This is a genomic window from Pseudomonas sp. GW822-FHT02E03 (assembly GCF_058802325.1).
This window is the reverse complement of record NZ_JBXAOA010000002.1, coordinates 185,233-212,115: the sequence shown is the minus strand read 5'-3', so window position 1 is coordinate 212,115 and position 26,883 is coordinate 185,233. Positions and strand designations below refer to the sequence as shown.

Annotated in this window: 20 protein-coding genes; 19 read left to right on the top strand and 1 reads right to left on the bottom strand. The window is 57.7% G+C overall.

Features of this window, described 5'->3' with window-relative positions:
- Positions 1 to 8: 8 nt before the first annotated feature.
- From tssF to AC1RQB_RS02750, 18 genes are all read left to right on the top strand, one after another.
- Positions 9 to 1,796 (top strand): type VI secretion system baseplate subunit TssF, encoded by a 1,788-nt coding sequence (gene tssF / locus AC1RQB_RS02835; RefSeq protein ID WP_063342108.1) that lies wholly within the window; start codon positions 9 to 11, stop codon positions 1,794 to 1,796.
- Complete coding sequence (tssG, locus tag AC1RQB_RS02830; RefSeq protein ID WP_063342109.1) at positions 1,760 to 2,767, top strand: type VI secretion system baseplate subunit TssG; 1,008 nt, start codon at positions 1,760 to 1,762, stop codon at positions 2,765 to 2,767. Before tssF ends, tssG begins: the two co-directional genes overlap by 37 nt.
- A gap of 13 nt (positions 2,768 to 2,780) precedes the next feature.
- Positions 2,781 to 5,429, top strand: a complete 2,649-nt coding sequence (tssH, locus tag AC1RQB_RS02825; RefSeq protein WP_063342110.1) for a type VI secretion system ATPase TssH — start codon at positions 2,781 to 2,783, stop codon at positions 5,427 to 5,429.
- Between the two features lie 10 nt (positions 5,430 to 5,439).
- A complete protein-coding gene (locus tag AC1RQB_RS02820; RefSeq protein WP_008007647.1) occupies positions 5,440 to 6,957 on the top strand; it encodes a sigma-54 interaction domain-containing protein in 1,518 nt (505 codons plus the stop codon).
- Between the two features lie 271 nt (positions 6,958 to 7,228).
- A complete protein-coding gene (locus AC1RQB_RS02815; RefSeq protein WP_007894589.1) occupies positions 7,229 to 7,369 on the top strand; it encodes a hypothetical protein in 141 nt (46 codons plus the stop codon).
- A gap of 17 nt (positions 7,370 to 7,386) precedes the next feature.
- Positions 7,387 to 8,583, top strand: coding sequence for a type VI secretion system-associated FHA domain protein TagH (gene tagH, locus AC1RQB_RS02810; RefSeq protein ID WP_063342111.1), 1,197 nt, complete (start codon positions 7,387 to 7,389; stop codon positions 8,581 to 8,583).
- A gap of 5 nt (positions 8,584 to 8,588) precedes the next feature.
- Positions 8,589 to 9,089, top strand: coding sequence for a type VI secretion system lipoprotein TssJ (gene tssJ, locus AC1RQB_RS02805; RefSeq protein ID WP_063342112.1), 501 nt, complete (start codon positions 8,589 to 8,591; stop codon positions 9,087 to 9,089).
- Positions 9,090 to 9,091: 2 nt separating this feature from the next.
- Positions 9,092 to 10,423, top strand: a complete 1,332-nt coding sequence (gene tssK, locus AC1RQB_RS02800) for a type VI secretion system baseplate subunit TssK (RefSeq protein ID WP_063342113.1) — start codon at positions 9,092 to 9,094, stop codon at positions 10,421 to 10,423.
- A gap of 5 nt (positions 10,424 to 10,428) precedes the next feature.
- Positions 10,429 to 11,304, top strand: coding sequence for a type IVB secretion system protein IcmH/DotU (icmH, locus tag AC1RQB_RS02795; RefSeq protein ID WP_063342114.1), 876 nt, complete (start codon positions 10,429 to 10,431; stop codon positions 11,302 to 11,304).
- Positions 11,305 to 11,317: 13 nt separating this feature from the next.
- Entirely contained in the window at positions 11,318 to 14,842 is a 3,525-nt protein-coding gene (gene tssM, locus AC1RQB_RS02790) for a type VI secretion system membrane subunit TssM (RefSeq protein ID WP_063342115.1), read from the top strand.
- Positions 14,842 to 15,570, top strand: coding sequence for a PP2C family protein-serine/threonine phosphatase (locus tag AC1RQB_RS02785; protein ID WP_008007637.1), 729 nt, complete (start codon positions 14,842 to 14,844; stop codon positions 15,568 to 15,570). Before tssM ends, AC1RQB_RS02785 begins: the two co-directional genes overlap by 1 nt.
- Entirely contained in the window at positions 15,567 to 16,583 is a 1,017-nt protein-coding gene (locus AC1RQB_RS02780) for a serine/threonine-protein kinase (protein WP_063342116.1), read from the top strand. Before AC1RQB_RS02785 ends, AC1RQB_RS02780 begins: the two co-directional genes overlap by 4 nt.
- Positions 16,584 to 16,611: 28 nt before the next feature.
- Positions 16,612 to 18,648 (top strand): type VI secretion system Vgr family protein, encoded by a 2,037-nt coding sequence (locus tag AC1RQB_RS02775; RefSeq protein ID WP_063342117.1) that lies wholly within the window; start codon positions 16,612 to 16,614, stop codon positions 18,646 to 18,648.
- 5 nt (positions 18,649 to 18,653) lie between these two features.
- Complete coding sequence (locus AC1RQB_RS02770) at positions 18,654 to 19,673, top strand: tetratricopeptide repeat protein (protein WP_063342118.1); 1,020 nt, start codon at positions 18,654 to 18,656, stop codon at positions 19,671 to 19,673.
- Positions 19,674 to 19,689: 16 nt separating this feature from the next.
- A complete protein-coding gene (locus AC1RQB_RS02765; protein WP_063342119.1) occupies positions 19,690 to 22,398 on the top strand; it encodes a glycoside hydrolase family 24 protein in 2,709 nt (902 codons plus the stop codon).
- A gap of 5 nt (positions 22,399 to 22,403) precedes the next feature.
- The gene (locus AC1RQB_RS02760) at positions 22,404 to 22,967 is read left to right on the top strand and encodes a hypothetical protein (protein WP_241824469.1); all 564 of its coding nucleotides are present in this window, start codon (positions 22,404 to 22,406) and stop codon (positions 22,965 to 22,967) included.
- 340 nt (positions 22,968 to 23,307) lie between these two features.
- A complete protein-coding gene (locus tag AC1RQB_RS02755) occupies positions 23,308 to 23,796 on the top strand; it encodes a hypothetical protein (protein WP_241824470.1) in 489 nt (162 codons plus the stop codon).
- Positions 23,797 to 23,839: 43 nt separating this feature from the next.
- Positions 23,840 to 25,201: a lysozyme inhibitor LprI family protein gene (locus AC1RQB_RS02750; protein WP_063342121.1), complete on the top strand. Its 1,362-nt coding sequence runs from the start codon at positions 23,840 to 23,842 to the stop codon at positions 25,199 to 25,201.
- Positions 25,202 to 25,329: 128 nt separating this feature from the next.
- Here the strand turns inward: AC1RQB_RS02750 and AC1RQB_RS02745 are convergent, their stop codons facing one another.
- Positions 25,330 to 25,710 carry a DUF6124 family protein gene (locus tag AC1RQB_RS02745; RefSeq protein WP_063342122.1) on the bottom strand — a complete coding sequence of 127 codons (381 nt, stop codon included), beginning with the start codon at positions 25,708 to 25,710 and terminating at the stop codon, positions 25,330 to 25,332.
- A 588-nt stretch (positions 25,711 to 26,298) separates the two neighbouring features.
- Here AC1RQB_RS02745 and AC1RQB_RS02740 point away from each other — a divergent pair.
- Positions 26,299 to 26,676 (top strand): hypothetical protein, encoded by a 378-nt coding sequence (locus AC1RQB_RS02740; protein WP_063342124.1) that lies wholly within the window; start codon positions 26,299 to 26,301, stop codon positions 26,674 to 26,676.
- The last annotated feature ends 207 nt before the right edge of the window (positions 26,677 to 26,883 follow it).

Below are 26,883 nucleotides of genomic sequence, written 5' to 3'. Positions count from 1 at the left end.
GCTACTCCATGTCCTTTAACCACTACTACCAAAGCGAACTCACCGCACTTCGCCAGTTAGGTCGTCGATTCGCCGAGCGTAGCCCGGCGTTGGCGCCTTTCCTCGGGCAGGCCGGGCGGGATCCGGATGTGGAGCGGTTGCTGGAGGGTTTTGCCTTTCTGACCGGGCGCCTGCGCCAGAAGCTCGACGACGAGTTGCCGGAGCTGAGCCACTCGCTGATGCAGTTGCTGTGGCCCAACTACATGCGGCCGCTGCCGGCGTTCAGCATTTTGCAGTTCGACCCGTTGAAGCGTTCCGGGCCTGCGTTGAGGGTCGAGCGTGATACGCCAGTGGAGAGTGTGCCGGTCGATGATGTGCGCTGCCGTTTCCGCACGTGCTACCCGACCGAGGTGTTGCCGCTGGATCTGGCTGCGTTGACTTACTCGGTGAAGGGTGACGGTTCGCTGTTGAGCCTGCGCCTGGAGATGAGCGCCGATGGTCACCTCGGCGAGTTGGAGCTGAGTCGACTGCGTCTGCACTTTGCTGGTGAGCGCTACATCAGTCAGATGCTTTACCTGAGCCTGTTGCGCAATCTTGAAGGCATCGAGCTGATCCCGCTGGATGGCGCTGGCAAGCCCATCAACGGTGTGAGCGGCCAGCCGATGGCGTTCAAGATGCCCGGCGACCGCGTGCAACCGGTGGGTTTTGCCGAAGAAGAGGCGTTGATCCCGTATCCGCTGAACACTTTTCGCGGCTATCGCTACCTGCAGGAATATTTCGCCTTCCAGGACAAATTCCTCTTCGTCGATATCAACGGTCTGGACCTGCTCAAGGCGCTGCCGGAAGACACGCTCAAGCAGATGCGCGGCCTCGAATTGCGTTTCGACATTCGCAAGAGCGGCATCATGCGTATGCGTCCGACCCTGGACAACGTGAAGCTCTACTGCACGCCGATCGTTAACCTGTTCGAGCACGATGCTTTGCCCATTCGCCTCGATGGCAAACAGGACGAATACCTGCTGCTACCAGCCGAATACGACCTGCAAAACTGCGGCGTGTTCTCGGTGGAAACCGTCACTGGCTGGAAGCCCGGCGGCCTCGGTTATCAGGAGTACGTGCCGTTCGAATCCTTCGAACACGACCCGAGTTTCGACGTGCCCACCAGCCGTCCGCATTACAGCATTCGCCAGCGTTCGTCCTTGCTGCACGACGGCCTCGACACCTACCTGAGCTTCGGCATCCGCCACACCGAAGCCCACGAAACCCTGTCGATCGAGCTGATGTGCACCAACCAGAACCTGCCGCGCAAGCTCAAGCTCGGCGACATCTGCATGGCCTGCGAAGACACGCCGGAGTTTCTGAGTTTCCGCAACATCACGCCGGCCACCTCCAGTTTCGCGCCGCCGCTGAACCGTGACTTCCTCTGGAAGCTGATCAGCAACATGTCGCTCAACTACCTCTCATTGGCCGACGTCAATGCGCTGAAGGTGATTCTCGAAACCTACGACCTGCCGCGCTACTACGACCAACACGCGGAAAAAGTCAGCAAACGCCTGCTGGGCGGGCTCAAGTCGATCAAGCACCAACACGTCGACAGATTGCATCGAGGGTTGCCGGTACGCGGGTTGCGCACTGAGCTGACCATCGACCCGGAAGGGTATATCGGCGAGGGCGACCTGTTCGTGTTCGCTTCGGTTCTTAACGAGTTTTTCGCGCTTTACGCCAGTCTCAATTCGTTCCACGAGCTGCGGGTAAAAAGCACACAGGGAGAGGTGTACCAATGGACACCACGTATGGGCCTGCAGCCCCTGCTTTAAGCGGGCTGACCCGGGTAATACGCGAGTACTCGCTGTTTCAAGCCGTGCTGCTGGTAATTGACCGGCTGCGCGATGCACACCCGCACCTGAGCGAAGACGACCTGTACGACCAACTGGAATTCCAGGCCAACCCGAGCCTGGGTTTCCCTGGCAGCGACGTCGATCGCGTGGAGTTTTTCAAAGAGCATGGGCAGATGCGTGCGCGTCTGCGTTTCAACCTGATCGGCCTGGTCGGTTCCGGTTCGCCGCTGCCGGCGTTCTATGGCGAACAGGCCCTGGGCGACAGCGAAGACGGCAACCCGACCCGCAACTTCCTCGACCTGTTCCACCATCGCCTGCAACGGCTGATGCTGCCGATCTGGCGCAAGTACCGCTACCGCGCGAGCTTCCAGAGCGGCGCGCTCGACCCGTTTTCGACGCAGCTGTTTGCCCTGATCGGCCTCGGTGGTGAAGAGATCCGCAAGGCCCAGGAACTGAACTGGAAACGCCTGCTGCCATACCTCGGCCTGCTCAGCTTGCGGGCGCACTCGGCGGCGTTGATCGAAGCGGTGCTGCGCTACTACTTCAAGCACGCCGAACTGACCATCGAGCAGTGCATCGAGCGCCGCGTTGAAATCCTCGACGAGCAACGCAATCGCCTGGGTCGCGCCAACAGCATGCTCGGCGAAGACCTGGTGCTGGGCGAACACGTGCGCGATCGCAGCGGCAAATTCCGCATTCATATCCGCGAGCTCGACTGGCAACGCTTTCACGAATTCCTGCCGATCGGTTTCGGCTACCAGCCGCTGTGCGCGCTGGTGCGGTTCACCCTGCGTGACCCGCTCGATTACGACATTCGCCTGGTGCTGCGCCAGGAAGAAATCCGCGAACTGCGCATCGGTGAGCAGAACGCCTGTCGCCTGGGGTGGACCAGTTGGCTCGGCCGCGAGAAAGCGGACGGCGTGGTGACCCTGGGCAGCAAAATTCATTAAGGACAGATGACACATGATCAACGTAGACCTGCAACAACTTATCCAGGCGCTGGACGCCGAAACCCGTCGAGACCTGGAAAGTTCTGCCGAACGCTGCGTCGCCCGTGGCGGCAGCAAGATCCTCGTCGAAGACCTGCTGCTGGGCCTGCTGGAACGCCCGCAAGGCCTGCTCGCACGGGCGTTGCAAGATGCCGAAGTCGATGCCGGCGAACTGAGCGCCGCGCTGCAATCGCGGGTCGAGCACAGCGCCTCGCGTAACCCGGTGTTCGCCCCGGAACTGGTGCAGTGGCTGCAAGACGCGTTGCTGGTGGCCAACCTCGAGTTGGGCCAGAGCCAGGTCGAGCAAGCCGCGTTGATCCTCGCCCTGCTGCGCAACCCGATGCGTTATGCCGGCAGCCGTTATCAGTCGTTGCTGGCCAAGCTGAACATCGAGCGCCTGAAAGAATTCGCGCTGTCGCAGAAAGAACAACCGGCCACCGGTAAACCCGCCGTGCCCGGCGAATCGCTGCTGCAGCGCTTCACCCACAACCTGACCCAACAGGCCCGCGACGGCAAACTCGACCCGGTACTGTGCCGCGATGGCGCGATCCGCCAGATGGTCGACATCCTCGCTCGTCGGCGCAAGAACAACCCGATCGTGGTTGGTGAAGCCGGCGTCGGTAAAACCGCGATCGTCGAAGGCCTGGCCTCGCGCATTGCGGCTGGTGAAGTGCCGCAAGTCTTGAAAGGCGTCGAACTGCTGTCGCTGGACATGGGCCTGTTGCAGGCCGGTGCCAGCGTCAAAGGTGAGTTCGAACGTCGCCTCAAAGGCGTGATCGACGAAGTCAAAGCCTCGCCGAAACCGATCATCCTGTTCATCGACGAAGCCCACACCCTGATCGGCGCGGGCGGCAATGCCGGCGGCTCCGACGCGGCCAACCTGCTGAAACCGGCCCTGGCCCGTGGTGAGTTGCGCACCATCGCCGCCACTACGTGGGCGGAGTACAAAAAATACTTCGAGAAAGACCCGGCCCTGGCCCGTCGTTTCCAACCGGTGCAACTGCACGAACCGACTGTCAGCGAAGCGGTAACCATCCTGCGTGGCCTGGCTCAGGTCTACGAGAAGAGCCACGGCATCTACCTGCGCGACGACGCAGTGGTTGCAGCGGCCGAGTTGTCTGCTCGCTATCTCGCCGGCCGTCAGTTGCCGGACAAAGCCGTCGACGTGCTCGACACCGCGTGCGCCCGTGTGCGCATCAGCCTCGCCGCCGCCCCGGAAAGCCTGGAGCGCTTGCGTGGTGAGCTGGCCGAAGGTGGCCGTCAGCGCCAAGCCCTGCGTCGCGACGCCGAGGCCGGTCTGTTGATTGACCATGAAGCGCTGGACGCTCTGGAAGATCGCCTGGCCGACGCCGAAGAAGAAAGGGTCGCTCTGGAAACCCTCTGGACCGAACAAAAAGCACTGGCCGAGCGCCTGTTGGATCTGCGTCAGCAACTGGCCAAGGCCCGTGAAGCCGCTGCCGTCGAACCGACCATCACGGTTGAAGAAGACGCTGAAGGCACCGTGATTGAAACCCTGCCAATAGACGAAGCACAAAGCGTCGCGTCCCTGGAAACTGCGCTGAACGAAACTCACCGCGCCCTGACCGATGCCCAGGTCAAGGAGCGTCTGGTGAGCTTCGAAGTCTGCCCGCGTCTGGTGGCTGAAGTGATCAGCGCCTGGACCGGCGTGCCATTGGCGCAACTGGCCCGTGAGCACAACGCCAAGGTCGCGAGCTTCGCCATCGACCTGCGCACACGCATTCGTGGTCAGGAACAAGCGGTTCATGCCCTCGACCGTTCGATGCGCGCCACTGCCGCTGGCCTCAACAAGCCTGATGCCCCGGTCGGCGTGTTCCTGCTGGTCGGCCCGAGCGGCGTCGGCAAGACCGAAACCGCGCTGGCCCTCGCCGATTTGCTGTACGGCGGCGACCGCTTCATCACCACCATCAACATGTCCGAGTTCCAGGAGAAGCACACCGTCTCGCGTCTGATCGGTGCGCCGCCAGGCTACGTCGGTTACGGCGAGGGCGGCATGCTCACCGAAGCCGTGCGGCAGAAACCGTACTCGGTGGTATTGCTCGATGAAGTCGAGAAAGCCGACCCGGACGTGCTCAACCTGTTCTACCAAATCTTCGATAAAGGCGTGGCCAACGACGGGGAAGGGCGCGAGATCGACTTCCGCAACACGCTGATCCTGATGACCTCGAACCTGGGCAGCGACCGCATCAGCGAACTCTGCGAAAACGGTGCGCGGCCGACTGCCGAAGTCCTCGAAGAAACTATTCGCCCGGTGCTCAGCAAGCACTTCAAACCGGCGTTGCTGGCGCGGATGCGCGTGGTGCCTTACTACCCGGTCGGTGGCCCGGTGCTGCGCGAGCTGATCGAAATCAAACTCGGTCGTTTGGGCGAGCGCCTGAACCGTCGTCAGCTCGATTTCACTTACTCCCAGGACCTCGTCGATCACCTGGCCGAACGCTGCACCCAAAGCGACAGCGGCGCACGCCTGATCGACCACTTGCTGGACCTGCACGTGCTGCCATTGGTGGCTGACCGTTTGCTTGACGCAATGGCTACCGGCGAAAGCCTCAAGCGTGTGCATGCGACGTTCGATGGTGACGCCAGCGTGATGTGCGAGTTCGCCTGAGGTGGGTGTGATGTTCACTCAAGTGCCGCAACCGCTGGTCTATGCCGAAGCCTTGCTGGCGCAATTCGCCAGCCTGTCGCGCGCGGCGGACGGTGCTGCGCTGCTGGGTGACTTCGTGCGCGGTTTGGCCGAGCTCAGCGGCTGCGAGCTGACGCAGCTGTACCTGCTGGACGCGACCCATACCTGCCTGGGGATGAACGCCGAGTGCCTGAACGGCATTCTGCAACCTCGGGAAGGGGCGAGCCTGCCGGCGGATTACAACGGTGAACAACTGCTGCAATTCTCCTTGTGCCAGAACCGCGTGGTATGCCTCAGCGAGCTGAGCGGCAGCCTGCACGAAACCAGTTTTCTACCGCTCCAGGCCACGCCCTGGCAGTCACTGTTGTGCGTGCCGTTGGTCAATCAGCAAAAGGCTGTCGAAGGTTTGCTGCTGTGTGCCAGTCGCCGGCAGATTGACCTGCAAGGCTTTGCTGATTCCCTCGGTCAACTGGGCTCGTTCGTGCTCGGCCAATTGCACTTGCTGCAACGTTTGCGTCGGCCGGCCGGCGATACACGACCGGCATCGGTTAGCGTCCCGAGCGTCAGCGGTTATGGCTTGATCGGCAAGAGCGCGGCGATGCGCCAGACCTATTCGCTGATCAGCAAAGTGTTGCACAGCCCGTACACCGTGCTGCTGCGCGGCGAAACCGGCACCGGCAAGGAAGTGGTCGCGCGGGCGATTCACGACTGCGGTCCGCGACGTTCCCAGGCATTCATCGTGCAGAACTGCGCGGCGTTCCCCGAGAACCTGCTGGAAAGCGAGCTGTTCGGCTACCGCAAAGGCGCTTTCACTGGCGCCGACCGCGACCGTGCCGGGCTGTTCGACGCGGCCAATGGCGGCACCTTGTTGCTCGATGAAATCGGCGACATGCCGTTGTCCCTGCAAGCCAAGCTGTTGCGCGTGTTGCAGGAAGGCGAGATCCGCCCGTTGGGTTCCAACGACACCCACAAGATCGACGTGCGCATCATCGCCGCGACGCACCGGGATTTGGCGGTGCTGGTCAGCGAAGGCAAATTCCGCGAGGACTTGTACTACCGCCTCGCGCAATTCCCGATCGAGCTGCCGGCCCTGCGTCAGCGCGAAGGCGACATCCTCGACCTGGCCCGGCACTTCGCCGACAAGGCTTGCGCGTTTCTGCAACGCGATGCCGTGCGTTGGTCCGACGCGGCGCTGGATCACCTGTCCGGGTATGCCTTCCCCGGCAACGTTCGCGAACTCAAAGGTTTGGTCGAACGCGCGGTATTGCTGTGCGAAGGCGGCGAGTTGCTGGCCGAGCATTTCTCCCTGCGCATGGAAGCCATGCCGGAAGACAACAGTCTGAACCTGCGCGAACGCCTGGAGCAGGTCGAACGCAGTTTGCTGCTCGACTGCCTGCGCAAAAACGACGGCAACCAGACCCTCGCCGCCCGTGAACTCGGACTGCCGCGCCGCACGCTGCTTTATCGCCTCGGGCGCCTGAATATCAATTTGGGTGATTTCGATGGCTAACCCCATTTTTGAGCGGCGAAATCCTGTGGCGAGGGAGCTTGCTCCCGCTCGATTGCGCAGCAGTCGCAATCCAGCCAACACGGTCTGCCTGAATAAACGGGACAGCTGGTTTTGGGGCTACTCCGCAGCCCAGCGGGAGCAAGCTCCCTCGCCACAAAGGCAGCGCTCAGGCCCCATGGCTAGAGTGCTCGAACCTGCCTCATTCGCTTCTAACAGCGCCACCCAAACGGGTCGGCGCTTTGTGCTTTGTCTACCCCCTGGAGACCCTCTGATGCCTGTTCGTCACTGGCAAGCCGTCCTGCTGACCCTCGTCGTTCTATGCGGCCTCGGCGGCTGTAGCGGCAATTACAAATACAACGACAACACCTATCGCCCATTGGGTGATCCGCAGGCGGTCAATCGCGGCAAGTGACCGCAAGGAGTATCACCATGGAACTGGTTTTCGAAATGCTGAACACCAAGCAGTTCGTGCCCACGGATTTGTGCCAGAAGACCTTCAAGCAGGCCGGTGGCGTGATCGGCCGGGGCGAGGATTGCGACTGGATCATCCCCGACCGCAAGCGTCACCTGTCCAACCACCACGCGTTGATCAGCTACCGCGAAGGCACGTTTTTCCTGACCGATACCAGCAGCAACGGTATCCAGGACAGCGAAAGCGGTGCGCGTCTGCGCAAAGGCGAGCCAATGCGCATCGAACACGGCAGCGTGTACGTGCTGGGTGACTTCGAGATCCGCGCGCGGCTGGTGCGCGACCCGGCGACGTTCGACGTTGAAGTTGGCCGTCCGCAGGCTGCAGGCAGCATCATTCCGGACGATGCCTTCCTCGACCTCGACCCGCTGAATGCCCTCGACCAGCAAGAGCGTGTGTACTCGGAAATCGACGAACTGATTTCCCCGAGCACCACCATCGAAGACACCCGTCAGCGTGCCGACTACGCGCGCATCGACATGGAAAGCCTGATGGTCCCGGAGCTGATCGCCGCCCCGGCAGAACCTGCGCCAGCGCCGCCGCCGAAAGCGGTCGAGCGTCAGAGCGAAGGCTTCTGGGAACACTTCGGTGCCGCCCTCGGCGTGGACCTCAAAGGCCTCGACCACGACGCTCGCGAAGCCCTGGCGCTGAACGCAGCGCGTCTACTCAAGCAGAGTGTCGGCGGTTTGCAGCAGAGCCTGCGCACCCGCAGCGAGCTGAAAAACGAACTGCGCCTGGCCCAGACCACCGTGCAAGGCACCCACAAGAATCCACTGAAATTTGCCGTCGATGCCGGTGAAGCGCTGGGCATTTTGTTGCAGGGCAACAAGCCGGGCCAGTTGCCGGCCGAGCAAGCGATCTCCCGTGCGTTCCGCGATTTGCAGGCGCATCAGGTCGCGTTGCTGACCGCCAGTCGCGCCGCCGTTCGCGGCACCCTGGAGCACTTCTCGCCGCAACAACTGACCCTGCGCTTCGAGCGCGACAACAAGCCGTTGCTCGCCACTTCAGGCAGTCGCTGGAGAGCTTACGGGCGTTATCACCAGGCCCTGCGTCTGGACGATGACTGGAGCGAGCGCCTGCTGGCCCGCGACTTCGCCCAGGCCTACGAAGAGCAGATCCGCCTGATTTCCACCCTACACACCGACCACCAAGGATGATGCGCATGTCTCGCTGCTCGACCGCTTTTTTCAAGACGCTGACGGCGCTCATTGCCCTCGTGCTGTTGGCCGGATGCTCGTCGTTGTCGCCGTATTCCAAAGTGACCAAAGTCAACCTGAAGCTCACCGGCAGCGATCAGCTGAACCCGGACCTCAACGGGCGTCCGTCGCCGATTGTCGTGCGTCTGTTCGAGCTCAAGCACCCGGTGACGTTCGAGAACGCCGACTTCTTCAGCCTCTACGAACGCGCCAAGGAATCCCTGGTCCCGGACCTGGTGGCCAGCGAAGAACTCGAGCTGCGTCCGGGTGAAACCGTCGAGCTCAAGCTTAGCGTGGAGGAGGGCAGCCGTTACGTCGGCGTGCTCGCGGCCTACCGCGACCTGCCGGAAACCAAATGGCGCTACACCGTGCAAATCACTGCGCTGGAAGTCACCGTGGCTGACCTGACCCTCGATCAGGCCGGCATCCGCAATACCCACGAAACGCTCGCCAAGGCGGATGACTGAACATGAATGCGCATAAAGTCATTTGGCAGGAAGGCATGCTGCTGCGTCCGCAGCACTTCCAGCACAACGATCGTTACTACGACCACCAGATGAAGACCCGTACCCAGTTGCTAGGCAGCTACATCTGGGGCTTCCTGAACCTGGAAATCGACTTGCAGTTCCTCAACATGGGCAAACTGGTGATCAGCCAGGCCTCGGGGATTCTGCCGGACGGCAGCCTGTTCGAACTGGGCGGCAACACAGAGCCGTTGGCGCTGGACGTGCCGCCGAACACTGGCAACACGCCGATCTACCTGGCCCTGCCGTTGGTCACCGGTAACCACATCGAGTCTCGCCGCCCGGAGCAGTCCGACGTGCTGGCGCGCTACACCGCGTACGACGCGGAAGTCGCCGACTCCAATGCCGGTGACGACTCCGCCAGCCAGGTCAGCTGCGGTCGTCCGGACTTCAAATTGTTGCTCGGTGAGCAGCAGAGCGATCAGGCCTACGTGAAGTTGAAAATCTGCGAAGTGCTCGATACCACGCCCGACGGCGTGATCAGCCTCGACCCCGACTTCGTGCCGACCTATATTCAGGCGCACTCCTCCAGCTACTTGCTGTCGTGCCTCAAAGAAGTCATCAGCATGCTCGGCCACCGGGGCGACACCATCGCCGAGCGGATCAGCTCCAACGGCAAGGTCGGTGGCGCGGAAATCGGCGACTTCATGATGCTGCAACTGATCAACCGCACCGAACTGCTGCTGCGCCATTACCTCGGCCTGGAACAGGTTCACCCGGAGGAGTTGTACCGCACACTGCTGACCATGCTCGGCGATCTGGCGACGTTTTCCAGCGAGAACAAACGCCCGCGTCTGGACAGCCGTTACCAGCACAGCGACCAGGGCGCGAGTTTCCGCAAACTGATGGAAGCGATTCGTCAGGTGCTGTCGATGGTGCTCGAACAGCACGCCATCGAACTGGTGCTGCAAGCGCGTCAGTACGGGATCATCGTGTCGCCCTTGCACGACCACAAACTACTGGGTTCGGCCTCGTTCGTGCTCGCGGCCAGTGCCAACTGCGACTCCGAAGAACTGCGTCATCGCTTGCCGGCGCACCTCAAGGTCGGCCCCGTGGAGCGCATTCGCCAACTGGTCAACCTGCACCTGCCGGGCATCAAGGTCAAACCGTTGCCGGTGGCCCCACGGCAGATCGCGTTCCACTCCAACAAAACCTATTTCATCCTCGAACTCAGTTCCGAAGACCTGGCGCAACTCGAGCGCTCCGGCGGCTTCGCGTTTCACGTGTCCGGCGAATTCGCCGAGCTTGAACTGAAATTCTGGGCCATCAGGAACTGACCGACATGATCAAGGACATGGAATACAACCAGGACGACAAAACCGTCCTGCTCGACCGCCAGGGCCACGGCCCGGCGTCGAGTCCGCTGACTGACTTCGCTGCGCCGCCGCGTTTCGAACAGCTGGAAGAACGGATGATCTACGCCGCGCGCCTGCGCCCGGCCGAAGCGTTCAACATCAGCCTCAACTCGCTGGTGGCCGCGGCGTCCGAGCTGCTGTCGGAAGTGGTGCGGCTCAAGCACAGCGACACCCGCGAAGACCTGTACACGCTCAACGAGCGACTGACCGCCGGGCTCAAACTGTTTGAAGTGCGTGCGCTGCATAACGGCGCTGAAAGCAGCCAGGTGATGGCCGCCCGTTACGTGCTCTGCACCGTGGTCGACGAAGCCGTCGTCACCACGCCGTGGGGCAACGAAAGCGAGTGGTCGCAGATGAGCCTGCTCAGCAGCTTCCACAACGAAACCTTCGGTGGCGAGAAGTTCTTCCAGCTGCTGGATCGTCTGTCGAAAAACCCGGTCAAGCACCTGCCGATGCTGGAGCTGATGTACCTGTGCCTGTCCCTCGGTTTCGAAGGCAAGTACCGAGTGCAAGCCCGCGGCATGCTCGAACTCGAAGGCATCCGCGATGCTTTGTATCGGCAGATTCGTCAACTGCGCGGCGACGTGCCGCGTGAGCTGTCGCCGCATTGGGAGGGCTTGAACGATCAGCGTCGCAGCCTGGTGCGCATCGTGCCGGCGTGGATGGTGGTGCTGTTCACCGTGGTCTGCCTGGTGGTGATGTATTCGGGTTTCGCCTGGGTATTGGGCGAGCAACGCGAAACCGTTCTGCAACCTTACCAGCAGCTGGATCCGGTCGCGGTTCAGCCGCAGTCGAAGCCGTAAACAGGGACGTGTGATGAAAAAGTTTTTCAAGAAAGTCGGCGCATTCCTGCGCCAGACCTGGGTCTGGACCCTGCTGCTGGTGCTCTTTATCGCGCTGCTGGTGTGGTTCGTCGGGCCGCTGCTGGCGGTCAATGACTACAAGTTCTGGGAAGGTTCGACCTCCCGCCTGCTGACCATCAGTGTGCTGTTCCTGATCTGGGGCCTGACCATGGTCTTCGTCAGCTGGCGCGCTGGTGTGCGCAAAAAGGCCATCGAAGAAACCGAAGACGGCCAGGACCGTATCCGCCGCGAAGAGCTGATCGACGAAGAGCAGAAAGAGCTTCGCGCACGCTTCAAGGATGCGTTGAAAACCCTGAAGACCTCGAGCCTCTATCGCGGTCGCAGCGAGCGCTGGCGCAGTGATTTGCCGTGGTACTTGCTGATCGGCCCGCAGGGCAGTGGCAAGACCAGTCTGCTGGACTTCTCGGGCCTCGAGTTTCCGATCAACAAGATCGACCGCAAACTCACCCGCGACACCCTTGGCACTCGGCATTGCGACTGGTACTTCGCCGACCACGGCGTGCTGATCGACACCGCCGGGCGTTACCTGACCCAACCGGATGCGGAAGTCGATGGCAGCGCCTGGAGCACCTTGCTCGACCTGCTGCGCAAGCGTCGCCGCAACCGTCCATTGAACGGTGTGCTGGTGACCATCCCGGTGGAAACACTGCTGGGCGGCAGCGAGCAAGACCTCGACACCCTGGCTCGCCAGGTGCGTGCGCGTCTGCAAGACGTGCATCAGAAACTGCACGTCGACGTGCCGATTTATCTGGTGCTGAGCAAGGCCGACCGCCTGCTCGGTTTCGACGAGTTCTTCGATCAGCTGACCCGCGAAGAAAGCGATCAGGTACTCGGCACCAGCTTCCGCAAAGAGCAGAGCGGCACCGACGTGGCTGTGCTGCGCGCCGAGTTCGAAGAGCTGCTGCGTCGCCTGAACAGCCAGGTGATCATGCGCATGCACCAGGAGCGCGACACCCAGCGCCGTGGTCGCATCCTCGACTTCCCGCATCAACTGGGGCAGATCGGCGAGCGTCTGTGCCTGTTCGTCGACATGGCGTTCACCGGCAACCGCTACCAGCGTGTCAGCCAGTTGCGCGGTTTCTACTTGACCAGCGCACCACACCTGACTCAGGAAATGGACCAGACCACCGCCGGCATCGGCGCCAATCTGGGGATGAACGCTGGCGTGCTGCCGACCCTGCGCAGTGGCCGTTCGCGGTTCATTCACCATTTGCTCAGCCGGGTGATTTTCCCCGAGGCCGATCTGGCCGGTCTGGACAAGCGCGAGCGCAGCCGCATCCATTGGGGCCAACGTGCGTTATACGTGGGCGCACTGGCCGCACTGGCGCTGTTCGGCATGCTGTGGGCTGGCGGTTTCTCGGCCAACTATGAGCGTCTGGAAAACCTGCGCTCGTTGGCGCAAACCTGGAATCAGCAACGCTCGGCCCTGACTGCGCGCGATGATTCGATGGCGGTGCTCAAGACCCTCGACACCCGCTACGCGGCGACTCAGGTCTTCCCGAAAAAGGGTGACGTGTCGTACCACGAGCGCGGCGGCCTGTACCAGGGTGAAGACGCCAATCCGGTGGTAAAGAGCGCCTACGAGCGTGAGCTTGAAGCGCAATTGCTGCCACGGGTTGCGACCCTGCTGGAAGGGCAGATCCGCGCCAACATGAAGGACCGCGAACGCCTGCTCAACAGCCTGCGTGCGTACCTGATGTTGAACATGAAGGATCGCCGCGATGCTGCTTGGCTCAAGGATTGGGTCGCCACTGACTGGTCCCTGCGCTACGCCGGCAACACTGCAGTGCAGAACGGCTTGAACACGCACTTCGAGCGATTGCTCAAGCAGCCATTTATCTACCCGCTGAACGAGCAACTGGTGGCGCAGGCGCGTCAGGTGCTGCGCAGCGAGTCGCTGGTCAACGTGGTTTACCGGATGCTGCGCGAGCAGGCTCGCAATCTGCCGGAATACCGCTTCAGCCAACACTTGGGCCCGCAGGGTGCGCTGTTTGTCGGCACCGATTACGTGATTCCGGGGTTCTACACCCAACAGGGTTATCAGCAGTATTTCTCGGTCCAGGGCACGGCGCTGGTCACCGACATCCTGCGTGACAACTGGGTGCTGGGCGAAGGCTCGGGCATCAGCGGCATGGACTTGCGTCGCCTGATGGTCGAGCTGGAGCAGCTGTATTTTCGCGACTACGCCAACTTCTGGAGCGAAGCGGTCGGCCAGGTGGCATTGCCACCGATCAACGACGCCGGTGAAGGCGCCGAGCAACTGGCGGGCCTGACGTCCGCCAACTCCCCGGTGCTGCAACTGCTGGTGGAAGTGCGCGAGAACACCCGGTTCCCGGTGATCGCCGACAGTGCCGATGAAGCCGCCGAGGCGGCTGACAAACTGGGCGAGAAGGGCGGCAAGCTCGGCAAACTCGCTGCGGCCGCTGCTGATAAAGCCGCAGACATGACCAAGAACTTGCCGGACACCGCGAAGAAATCCCTGCAACGTCGCTTCGAACCGCTGCACCGCTTGCTGGACGACAACAACGGCCCGGCCGCTGACCTGACCCCGGCACTGACAGCACTCAACGACCTGCAACTGCAACTGTCGAGCCTGGCCCGTGCCAGTGCGCCGGAACAGGCTGCGTTCGAAATGGCCAAGACCCGCATGAGCGGCCAGCGTGATGCGCTGAGCAACTTGCGCAATGCGTCGAACCGTTTGCCGCGCCCTGTCAGCGTATGGTTCAACGTGCTGGCCGAAGACACCTGGCGTCTGGTGCTCAACGATTCCTACCAGTACCTGAACCAGCGTTATCAGAACGAGCTCTACAGCTTCTACGGCAAGGCGATCAACAAGCGTTACCCGTTCAGCGCCCACAGCACCAGCGATGTCGCAATCAGCGACTTCCGCGAGTTCTTCAAGGCCCAAGGCATCGCCGACCGCTTCTTCGACAACTACATGCGTCCATTCGTGAGTGGCGACCCAGGCAACTACCGCCTGCGCAGCATCGACGGTCACAGCATGCCGATCTCCAAGGTCTACCTCGACCAGATGGCCGCGGCACAAGTGATCCGCCAGAGCTTCTTCGCCAGCAACCCGGCCGAGCCGCAAGTGCAGTTCAAACTGGAGCCGTACACCCTCGACCCGGCCGTCAGCCGTTCCGAGTTCAAGTTTGGCGACAAGACCATTGAATACCGCCACGGCCCGATCGTACCGGTGTCCTTCAAATGGCCGACCGACGCTGAAGACGGTCGCACCAGCCTGGTCCTCGACAAAATGGCTGGCCGCCCGATCGGCATCGAGAAGAACTCCGGCCCTTGGTCGCTGTTCCGTCTGTTCGACCTGATGCAAACCGAGTACCTGACCGGTCGCGACGTGTTGGTGCTCAAGGCTGATGTGGGTGGCCTGCGCGCCAACTACTTGCTGACGAGCCAGCGCACGCCGAACCCGTTCGACATGGGTGTGCTGCGTACTTTCCGTATGCCGGTGCAGCTCTGATGCTGGTTGCCAGTCCCTGGCGCAGCGCTGCGCGTACCGATCCGGGCAAGGTTCGGGCGCGCAACGAAGATGCTTTTCTCGACTGTCCACAGCAGGGGCTGTGGGTGGTCGCGGACGGCATGGGCGGTCATCAGGGCGGCGACATCGCCAGCCAGTTGATCGTCGCCAGCCTGGCGGAGTTGCCGGTGCAGGACGACTTCGACGAACGACTCAAAGGTATTCGCCAGTGCCTGCACTGGCTCAACCGCCGATTGGGTCAGGAGTTGACCGTCACCGCCGGGCGCCATGACAGCATCATGGGCAGCACCGTGGTGGCGCTGCTGGTGGAAGGCAATCGCGCGGCCTGCATCTGGGCCGGTGACAGCCGTTGCTACCTGTGGCGCGGCCAGCGTTTGTATCAGCTGTCCAAGGACCATTCGCTGCAACAGCAATTGATCGACGAGCAGAACATGAGCGTCGAGCAAGCCCAGGCTCACCCGGCCGCCCATGCCCTGACCCGTGCGGTCGGGGCTGCCGAGCAGCTGACCCTGGACGTGCTCGAACTCGAGGTCTATCCCGGCGATGCGTTTTTGCTGTGCAGCGACGGTTTGTATCAAGGGCTGACTAGCGATGCCCTGGGCAACGCCCTGAGCCTGACCGCGCCGCACGTTGCGCTGGAACGTCTGTTCGACGGCGCTCTGCGTGGCTCGGCCCGGGACAATCTGACTGCCGTGGTGATCCGCCAATGACTGAACTCATGCCACTGATCGACGACCTGCTGGTGACCGAGGAAGAAGCCAATAACCTGACTTACTTCGCCTTCGCCACGCCTCTAAACGGAAAGCCGCATCAGGCCGAGCCTGCGCTGACGCCGACCCGGGCCAGTATCGGAGAACTGCCGGACGTGCTGGCGGGACGTTACCGCATCGAGCGCCTGCTCGGTGCCGGTGGCATGGGCGCGGTTTACCGTGCACGGGACTTGCTGAGCGAACAGTTCGGCGATCCCGATCCTTACATCGCGCTGAAAATACTCAGCGAAGAATTTGCCGAGTCGCCGGATGCCAGTGCCTTGCTCTACAGCGAGTTCGCCCTGACCCGACGACTGCGCCACAACAACGTGCTGCGACCGCACACCTTTGAAGTGGACACCGACTGCCAGCGCGCCTTCATCACTATGGAACTCATGCGGGGGCTGACCCTGGACAAATTGCTCTGCGAGCGGCCCCTGGGCCTGCCGTGGAAAGAACTGCGCGACATCGCGCTGCCGCTGCTCGACGCGCTGGCCTACGCCCACGCTCGCGGCGTGCTGCACGGCGACATGAAACCGAGCAACGTGATGCTCAGCGAAGAGGGCGTGCGCCTGTTCGACTTCGGCCTCGGCCAGGCGCAAGAGGGCATCTTGCCCGGCCTGCCACACCTGAGCCGCAACCGCTTCAACGCCTGGACCCCCGGCTACGCCGCCCCCGAACTGCTCGAAGGCCAGCCACTTTCGGCCAGCGCGGACGTGTACGGCGTGGCCTGCGTGATCTACGAACTGGCGGGCGGCAAACACCCGTTCCGCCGCTTGCCCTCGACCGAGGCCCGCGACGGGCACCTCGAACGAGAACTGCAAGCACCCAAGCATCTACCGAAACACTGCTGGCCAGCCCTGCGAACGGCGCTGAGTTTCAACGCGGCAGAACGCAGCATCACTGCCACCCAATTGCGTGACGCCTTGGGCGCCACTTCGTCCTGGCTACAACGTCTGCGACTTCGGGCGTAACGGATGACATTCGAACAGGGAGCACTTTATGTTCAACCCAGCTAACGAAACGCACTTCAGCCTGACCGTTGAAGACTATGTGGGCGACCTGCAAGTGCTGTCGTTCACCGGCACCGAAGGCATCAGCCAGCCGTATCGCTTCGACCTGGAACTGGTCAGCGAAAACCCGGACCTGGACCTGGAAAAGCTCCTGCACAAGCAGGCGTTCCTCGCATTCGACCCGAAAGGCAGTGGCATCCACGGCCAGATCTACCGAGTCGCCCAAGGCGATGCCGGCAAGCGCCTGACCCGCTACAAAGTCTCCTTGGTGCCGCAGCTGCAATACCTGCATCACCGCACCAACCAGCGCATCTACCAGCAGATGTCGGCGCCGAAAATCATCGCGCTGATCCTCGAAGAACACGGCATCAAGAGCAACGCCTACCGCTTCCAGCTGAACACCCCGTGCCCGGACCGCGACTACTGCGTGCAATACGACGAAACCGACCTGCACTTCGTCCAGCGCCTGTGCGAAGAGGAAGGTATTCACTACCACTTCCAGCACAGCGAAAAAGCCCACCTGCTGGTGTTCGGCGACAACCAGACCGTGTTCCCCAAACTCGGCCAGCCAACGGCTTATGTACAAGGCAGCGGCATGGTCGCCGACGAACCGGTAATCAAAGGCTTCAAACTGCGCCTGGAAACCCGCACCGGCCGCGTCACCCGCCGCGACTACGACTTCGAAAAGCCCAACCTGCGACTCGAAGCCAGCTATAAACCCGACGGCGAAAGCACCGAACCGGACCTCGAAGACTACGACTACCCCGGCCGCTTCCTCGACCGCGCCCGCGGCAAATTCCTCAGCCAACGCGCCCTCGAACGCCACCGCGCCGACTACCAGCAAGCCGAAGGCCATGGCGACCAGACCACCCTCGCCAGCGGCCACTTCCTTGAAATCTCCGACCACCCGCGCACCGAGTGGAACGACCTCTGGCTACTCACCGAAATCGTCCACGAAGGCAAACAGCCGCAAGTGCTCGAAGAATCCGTGACCAGCGACACCACCAACAACAAAGACGACTTCCACCAGGGCTACCGCAACCGCTTCCTCGCCACCCCGTGGAACGTCTTCTACCGCCCCGCCCTGGAACACCCCAAACCCCGCGTCCTCGGCAGCCAGACCGCCATGGTCACCGGGCCCAAAGGCGAAGAAATCCACTGCGACCAATACGGCCGCATCAAAGTGCAATTCCACTGGGACCGCGAAGGCCTGGCGGATGACAAAACCAGCTGCTGGATGCGCGTCTCTTCGAGTTGGGCTGGCGACCGCTATGGCGCCATCGCCATCCCGCGTATCGGTATGGAAGTGCTCGTCACCTTCCTCGAAGGCGACCCCGACCAACCGCTGGTGACCGGTTGCCTGTACCACAAGGAAAACCAGGTTCCCTACGAACTGCCGGCGAACAGAACCCGCACCGTGTTCAAAACCCTCAGCTCACCGGGGGGCGGCGGGTACAACGAACTGCGGATTGAAGACAAGAAAGGGGCGGAGCAGATCTTTATTCATGCCCAGCGGGATTGGGATGAAAACATCGAGCACGACCAGAAGATTCGGGTGGGGAATGAACGCCACGATACGGTGGTGAAGAACACCTACACCGAGCTGAAGGCTGAGGAACATCGAACCACGATTGCTGATCGCAAGAGTGAAGTGCGGGTGGATGATCACCTGACGGTTGGGCAGAACCAGCATGTGAAGTTGGGGACTGCGCAGCTGACCAGTGCGGGGAAAGAGATTCACCTCAAGGCTGGGGACAAGATTGTTATCGAGGCCGGGATGGAGCTCACGGTTAAGGCCGGGGGGAGTTTTATCAAGCTGGATGCCGGTGGTGTGACCGTGGTTGGGCCGGTGGTGAAGATTAATGCGGGTGGTTCGGCGGGCTCGGGGACCGGGATTGGGATTAAACCACCGGTGCTACCGGGGGCGGCGGATAAGGATAAAGCGGGGAGTTTGATGGATCAGGCGTTGGGGAATGCGGTGCCTGAGAAGGTTAAGCCGAAGGCTTTTTTTGTGTTTTCTGAGTGATCGACATGAATGGTGTTTTGAAGAAGAGCAATGGCTTCGCTGTAGCGGTTTTCACCGCGTTGCTGCTGAGCCTGTTTCATGGCAGCGTTTATGCGGATGAGTGCCCGTCTGAGGATTTTGCCAAGTTCCTTCCGGCGTTCTCTGCGAATGCTGAAACCCAGCAGCGGTTGACTGCGATGACTGTGAAGTCGCTGGTTTTGAAACCGGTGGGAGAGCATGGGGTTTTTGAGCCGCAAACGACGGGAGTCAGCAGCTCCAATTTGGCGTTTCCGCTAATGGCGCCCGTAGCCACGGACAAGACAGAAGGTGTCGAAGTCGAAGCGGTCGACGACAGGCACTTCAACGTTGTGGATAAGCGCGCGGGTAACAGCAACATAAAGATCTTGAATTTTTCTCGTCAGGCATGCTGGGTACTTGAGGGGATTGAAGATTGGTCGATCAACGAGAAAGACCTTGTGGTAGCGAGTACTCTAACCATGAGTACTGCTGAGAATTTTTGTTATCAACGCGCACGAAACTTCGGAAGACTTGGTGGACTGAAAAAGTATCCTCTGACAGGAGAGCTTTTTGAGGCTTCGTTGGAAAATTATGTTTGTGCGGCTGCTTCCGGTGATCCCCAGGCGAGTTTGAGTGCTGCCAGTTTGAGTCTTTCTGGAATGGCGTCGCAGTTGGAGACAGGCAAGGTAGAGGCGCTATTCAAGGCTGCAGCCACCACTCTTGCAAGTGGAGCTTCCGCGCTGTCCACATTTTACTGTTATGGCAATGACACGGATCCTGAGGGTCCTTGCCAGCATCCGGAAGAAGCAGAACGGGAGTTGATTCGCGCCGCATCCATGGGCTCACCCGATGCTATGAACAAACTGGGTGAGACATTTGAGGAAGGCAGGTTGGTGACCAAGGATACTTCCAGAGCGAAGGATTGCTATCGCTTGGCCGCCAGTAAAGGAAACACAATCGCCCTGAATAATTCAACCAGATTAAAGTCGCAAACCGCTGAATCGACTGAAGTTAGCCATTGCTATTAATTTGCAGGAAGCAGAAATGACAGAACCACTAGATTTAACGGGTAATTACGAGAACCGTGGCTATGTGTACAAAATGGGTGGCGATGGCATAAAGACTAATGCCGCCGGCAATAAACTAATCGATTGTTCACATATGGTTAATTTGTTGTTGACAGGCGCTGGCTACAAAATTCCGTATGAAGATACACGTGTGATGGTGGACTCTTCTTATTACACAGCTGTGGTGCCTCCGGACGTTAAGAAGGGGGATATTGCCCTTTGGATTGATGAGACTCCGCTGGGTGGAGGTGATAAACTATTCCATACTGGTATTGTCCAGGAAGTTAATTCAACCGGTACAGCGGGAAAGTTTTTCGGAGCTCAAACAAAAAAAGGACCATCATTTACCTATTTCGGTACTAAGGATCCAGCGTTCTATTGGCCAATCCCAACGAAATTCCTCAGGGCTAAAGAAGAGTATAGAAATGGTACGGCGGAATCGCCTGCGCCAACTCCGAAGTCTGAGCCAAAGGCCACGAATTCACCGGTCATGACTTTCCAATACCCTGTCCGGAAGGCAGATGGGCGCCAATACGAAACTGCGGATGAGTTTTACTCCATGCTGGAAAAAGAAGTTTCTGGAAACTATCTTTTGGGAGGGCACAATTTTTGGCATGGTGGTATTCATATAAGTGAACTTGGTGCGCCTCAGTGTTTAGAGGAACAGCCTGTTCGATGTATTGCTGATGGGGTTGTTGTCGCATATCGCTTAAATGAAAACTACGTAACGTCTAAATTCGAGCAGGGTGACTCCAAAGTGGACTTGAAGTATTCAAGTTCATTTTGTTTGGTGAGGCATGATTATAAGGCGCCGGGGAAGCCTAATGAAATAGGTGATGCGATATCAGAAAGTGTAATGACGTTTTTCAGTCTTTATATGCATTTGTTGCCTTTTTCAGCCTATCCTTCCAAGGCGAAAGTTGAAAGGCTAAGGCCAGTATATTGGCAGGGTAAAATTAGGGCTAGGGTCGCTGCAAAAGGTCTGCAGTTACGAAATCCTCCTGAGTCAAAAGTCAATGGCGCGAAAGCAGGGGATAAAATCAGTGCCGACATGGTTCTTTGCGCTTCCAGTATTATTGAGTTTGATAGCGAAAAAGTTCTGAACTTGTATGTGAAAGACAAACTTATGAAGATGGCCGAGTGTACGTTTGTTCCGAGTAACTCATCGGTTCCTACTGGCTTGAAAAAGGGTGGCGCAATTCCACCTGCCTTCTGGGTTTGCGTGGAAAATGTTAAACCCAATCATCTTGTTGATTGGGAACCTGTTACACCCACAAATTTTGATAATGTTGTGCTTACAAATATACCTATAAAAGCGGGAGATCCGATCGGCTACCTTGGTTTGAATGAAGTGCTTGCCGGCCCCGCTGGCGGAAAGTTAAGTAAACATCAGGTTCATCTGGAAGTTTTTAGTAGTGATGATATTTCCACTCTTGTGAAGAATCCGAAGGAATTGATGAGTGGGAATCAGCACCTTGTACTCGATGTGGGAACTGATTTATATAAAAAGTCTGAGGTGGATGGCAAGGTATCTTTCTCTCCGCAACTATCACCTGTTACAGAAAAGATCATTTTTCCTGTAAGTAAGGCGAAAGTTTCAAAAGATTCAAGTGGGAAAGAATGGTTTGGGTTGTCGATTAAAAGCGAGTCGCTTTCATTGGATGGCTTCTTGAAGAAAGAAGGTGCCACCATTCTAAGTCAGCATGATTGGGAAAAGCTAGGATTTAGTATCGTTAAAGAAAGTGATGAAAGCTCTGATGGTTTTTTAGATGTTGATGCGATGCCGGATTTTTTTAAGAAAATCTACTCCGAAATCGATAGTAAAGGCGTGGCCGACGGTAATGTAACTGTCGAAGAGTTACAGACGGCACTTCGAGACGCAGACCTGCGTAGTCGTTGGGCTAAACTTATTGCCTATCATCCTACGGAATGGCAGGCAAAATCATCTGAGGCGAAGTGGGCCAGGCTGAAGGAGCTTCTTGTAGACACTCCTGCGGTATTGAAACTCGAGCAAGAAAGAATAGATAAACTTGTCTTTTGGGACGAAATGGCAGGAGCTATGCAGGTCGCCTTGCCAAAGTCAATTTATCACTTCCATCCAATAGCATTTATCGATAATTTAAAGAAGGTTCATGTTATGACCCTTGAGGAAGCGCGAATTCGTGCTTTCTTGAGAATGCTGAAAATTGGTGAAGGAACTATTGGTCTAGAAGGGTACGAGCATTTGTTTGGTGGAGAGTCTTTCATTAAAGACTATGGAAAAACATTTGCAGATCATCCGCGCCTTCTTATGGAAAAGACCGTAAAAAAGACAGGCCAGATTATTTCTTCATCTGCTGCAGGAGCATATCAAGTCATGAGGTATGCTTGGGATGACCCTGGCATCATCAAGCTCCGGGAGGAACACGGTATTACCGATTTTACTCCAGAGATGCAAGATAGATATTGTGTTGTTATTTTAAAATATCGTAGGGACGCGCTTCCGGAAATTATGCGTGGGGATATAAAAGCAGCCATAAAAAAATGTAATAAAGAGTGGGCAAGCCTTCCTGGATCTCCTTATGGTCAGCCCACGGTAAAGTTAGAGGATGTTGTGGCTGAGTATAACAATATGGTCAGTCAAGAGTTGTCCGGTGAAACTGATCTGCCAATGAAAGTTGGGTTTATTGCTGATTTGATGGAGTGATTCTTGTGATTTTCAATAAGAAGTATTTGGCTGGATTTGTAACTTTTTTCTGTGTTTCGGCAATGGCAGTTTCTGCACCTAATTCCAGTTTATCTGAAAAAATAGATATTTTGGAATGTGATGGGTCCAAAGTAGAGCTTGTATCTATTTGTCAGAGTGAGACGGTAGCAAAATCAGAAGACCACAGCGGTCTTCCAGTATGTATAGATCAAATAATTAAAATAAATGGACAGGAAAATCGTCGGGAAATCGAAAAAGTATCGCAGTTGACCAGTAATGGATCTACAGTGAAAATTCTTTCAAACGTAGTTGTTTCGATGGCCTGCATTAAGGGCAGTAAGGGAAGCTTGATTTCCATCGGCGGTTACGGTGGCTGCGGTGCATGCCCGGAGTGGCATGGTTACTATTCGGTAGATGGGAAGTTGGTAAACTACGTTTATAGTAATTCATTTCGCTCTTTTGGGTCCCTAGGGTCGCGTGAAGATTTAATTAATAAGTATGGTGTGAGTAAAAGAGATTTAGTGGATGAAAGCTCTTTTGCAAAAAAAATAACGTACCCTGGCCTTTGACTCTTGTGATTGGCGGAGGGGTACCTGCAGTGTGGCTGCTCCTCTCATATCGTTATGTTGAGGGGCTAGCGAAAAGGGGACTGATTTATTTACGGATTTATTTGCGAGGTAGGTTTATCCGTCGATAAATAATTGTGGTCCCCTTTTTTGTACTCGGGAACCGCTGATTAGTACTTATTGGGAAATGAACGTGCCGAAGCAATGCGTAACCCGGTTTCCGAAGCGCAGAACCTGAATAAATCAAGGTCGAGTGTTTGGTTTCCATTGTTTGTTTAAACAGGTTGTTTCGATGCGTAAATTTTGTTTTTTATTATTAGTGTTTATGCTCTGTAGAGTCTCCGTGGCTCAGGATGATAGCCTCTATCTGCGGGGGGCGGTAGTAGATGGGCCCTATAAAATAACTATTGTCGAAAATGCGGAGTTATCGGTTTTGGACACGGGAGATGCAGAGTATCCCGTGTCTTTAGTCCTCGACGTGAAAAACAACGATGGAGTATCGGCTAGACAGTTAGTTTATAAATATGATGTTGCTGGTTCGTCACCCAAGGTCGAGTCGATATTTTTTTATCCGGTTCAGGGTGTAAGAAATGTCTTTGTTTTGGTTTCTTGGGAAATTAACAGTAGAGGCATTGGTACCTACGGTACTCTGTATCAGGTCTATGCTTATGCACGAAGTAGTAATGGTAGGTTGATCTCCAATCAATTGATTCAGGCTAATAGGTACTTGAGCGGGATCGATGGCTTTAGTGAGGGTGTGCCACAAACGTTTGCTTATAAAGATGCGGCCTCGATAAAGGCCTACGTAAAGAAGCACCTTAATACGCCATAACCCCTTACGAAGGGATCTGTAGAAAACTACAAGGATGATTGGGATGAATCAGTTTATCAGGCTAATTGTTGGAGTAGTGTTTAGTGGCCTCCTAGGTTTGCCCACTGCGTTTGCGCAGGATGATTGCAACGAGATCACCATAAGCGAGCAAGTTGATAGGTGTTCTGATGTCGCGAAGAACGCTGCCGATTCTCAGTTGAATACGAGTTACCACCAGTTGATGGCTCGACTCGAAACGCAGTATCAAGCCGAACCCGACACAGGGGCGGCGTATACGGCGAAGGTCAAAGAAGCACAGCGTGTGTGGATAAAACTGCGCGATGCGAATTGTCCGCTCGAAGCGTTTGAGATTAAGCCTGGCACGTCCGTCTATGTAGCGACGGTGAACAATTGCATCGCAAGAATGAGCCGAGAGCGCATAGTCTTTCTGGACAATATTGCGCCCGACATCGTGAGTGGCTCCGCTGTTGGGCGTGGATCAGGTGTCTCGTGTCCATCCCAGAACTTTGCTCAGTTTCTGCCGGCATTCTCTGCCAGTACTGAGTCCCAGAAACGTCTAACCGCGCTGGCGGTAAAAATACTGGTGTTGAAGCGGACTTCGGACCCTGGTCGCTTTGAACCGCAAATTACTGCTGAGACAGGCTCGAGTTTGGCGTTTCCGTTGATGGCTGCGATGGAAGGCAAGACTGAGGGGGTTGAGATCGAAACGGTCGACGACACTCACATGAACGTTGTGGATAAACGGGCCGGTAACAGCAATATCAAGATTTTTAACTTTTCTAAAAAGTCGTGCTGGGCGCTGGTGGGGATTGAGGATTGGTCGATAAGCGAGAAGGAGCTTGTTGCATCCAGTAAACCCGGAATGAGCCGTGCCGAGAATTTCTGCTATCAACGTGCGGAGGGTTTGGGTGGTTTAGGCGCGCTTGAACAATACCGGCTGACTAAAGAGTTGCATGAAGCGTCCCTGGAAAATTATGTATGTGCTGCAGAGTCGGGTGATCCACAGGCGAGTCTGTCGGCGGCAAGCTTGAGTCTTTCGCAGATGGCACCTCAGTTGGAAACCAGCAAGCTTGAGGCTCTGTTTAAAGCGGCATCGACGACACCGAGCGGCGCGTTGGGTTATGCCACTTATTTTTGTAACGGTAATTCCACTGACTATAACGGCCCTTGCCTGCACCCCGAGCAGGCAGAAAGGGAAGTTATTCGCGCGGTTTCCATGGGATCCTCAGAGGCGATTAACTATCTGGCTTCTTCTTTTGAGAGTGGCGAGTTGGGAACGAAGGATATGTCCCGGGCGTTGGCCTGTTATCAGTTGTCAGCTGACAAAGGTAGCCCGCAGGGTAGCGACAGCGTGAAGCGCTTGGTTTCGCAAGGCTCAGACATAAAGGCTAGCCACTGTCTGTGAATTTCGCTGGGCAGATATAAACGTTGAAGAAGGGGACGTTCAACTGGTCGATCGTATTGAGGCTCGGTGCGATTTTGGTTCAGCAAGAAGGGGGACGCGAAGCCCCCCGTTCTCTATTCGCGAAGTTGCTACGCCTTCGCCCGATGCTCCGCCGGATTCGGCGAATCAATATGATCCAGCGCTCGCTCCACCAACAACCGGACCCCATCCGCCAATCTGCTGAGCGCCAAGGCTAAGGAGCGCCGTGCACCGTCCGCGTCATCGGCCAGGTTGGCCGCGATGGCGCTGATGGACAGCAGGTCTTCTGAGGCGTTGGCCAGGAGGGCTTCGGTGTCGATGTCGGGGGAGACGGTGAAGAGTTTGCCTTTGCGTTTGGGTTTTTCGTTGGGTGGTGGGGCGAAATGGTGGTCGAGGGCGCGTTCGGCGGCTTCGTGGAGTTTTCTGGAATCGAAGGATTCGTAGGGGGATGTGGCTGGGTTTTCAGGAGGATTCGGTGTTGGCTTGATCATTGAAATAGTACCGATATTAGGAGCTAACACCGTTTCGCTTGCGCTTCGAATGAGGTGGCAGCTGTGTATAGGTGTGCAAGACCGGAATCGGCAAACCGGCAAACCCGAAGGTCTCCCACACACAGCCGCCATAACGATTCGCGAGCATAAGAAAACGCTCGATGAATAGCCATAACCGATTGTGTGCCGATTCTGGACTTGCACGTCCGAGTCACCGATTTTGCGGTGACGAACAGAGGTTATCGATGAGGGACCAAGCTGCCTAGTTCATGGACAGCCCGGCGTTTTGAAGGAAATGTCCGAGAAGTTTGAGGGCATCAAGATCAAAAGATCGCAGCCTTCGGCAGCTCCTACAGGAATGTGTTTCTTCAGGTGTAGGGCGGGTGTTGGAAGTGACGCGGAGCGTCACGGGATGCATTCCCACGCGGGAGCGTGGGAACGATCAAGGTGGAGGCGGGGAAAGCGTGACTTGGCGGTCATCATACGGGAAAAGCGGTTCATCTTCTTCTAACGCAACCCGACGGTGGCGTTCTGGCTTGAAGCCGCTACACTGCGCCGGCCGTTCACTTTTCTCTTGAGGCTGTGCGCATGAAATTTCGTTTTCTTCTGTGGATGCTGGGTTTGTTGATGGGTAAGGCCAGTCGGACTAATCCTGCGTTTCAGCAGCAGTTGGGTGACAAGGCATTGGTGTTTCAGCTACAGACCCTGGACGGGAAGGTGGCGCGGCATTTCTTTGTGAAGGATCAGCGCATTACCAGCAAGTCGGGTGTGTATGCCGAGCCGGCGTTTGCGATTGCCTTTAAAGACGCGGCGTATGGTTTTGCCACGATGCAGGCGAAGAACAAGCAGTTGGCGTTTATGACGGGGATTCAGGACAAGTCGATTCAGATCAAGGGCAACCCGGCGTTGGTGATCTGGTTTCAGGGGTTGACCAAGTATTTGAAGCCTAGGAAGGCTAAAGCTTGACGCAGGTCTTTGGTCAAAGGGCTTTTGTGGCCAGGGAGCTTGCTCCCGCTGGGCTGCGAAGCGGCCCCAAACCCTGAGACTTCGGTTGCATCTGACACACCTTGGTGGCTGGGTTTGCGACTGCTGCGCAGTCGAGCGGGAGCAAGCTCCCTCGCCACAAAAAAATGCCCCACACTCGATCAAGTGTGGGGCATTTTTTATGGCTGC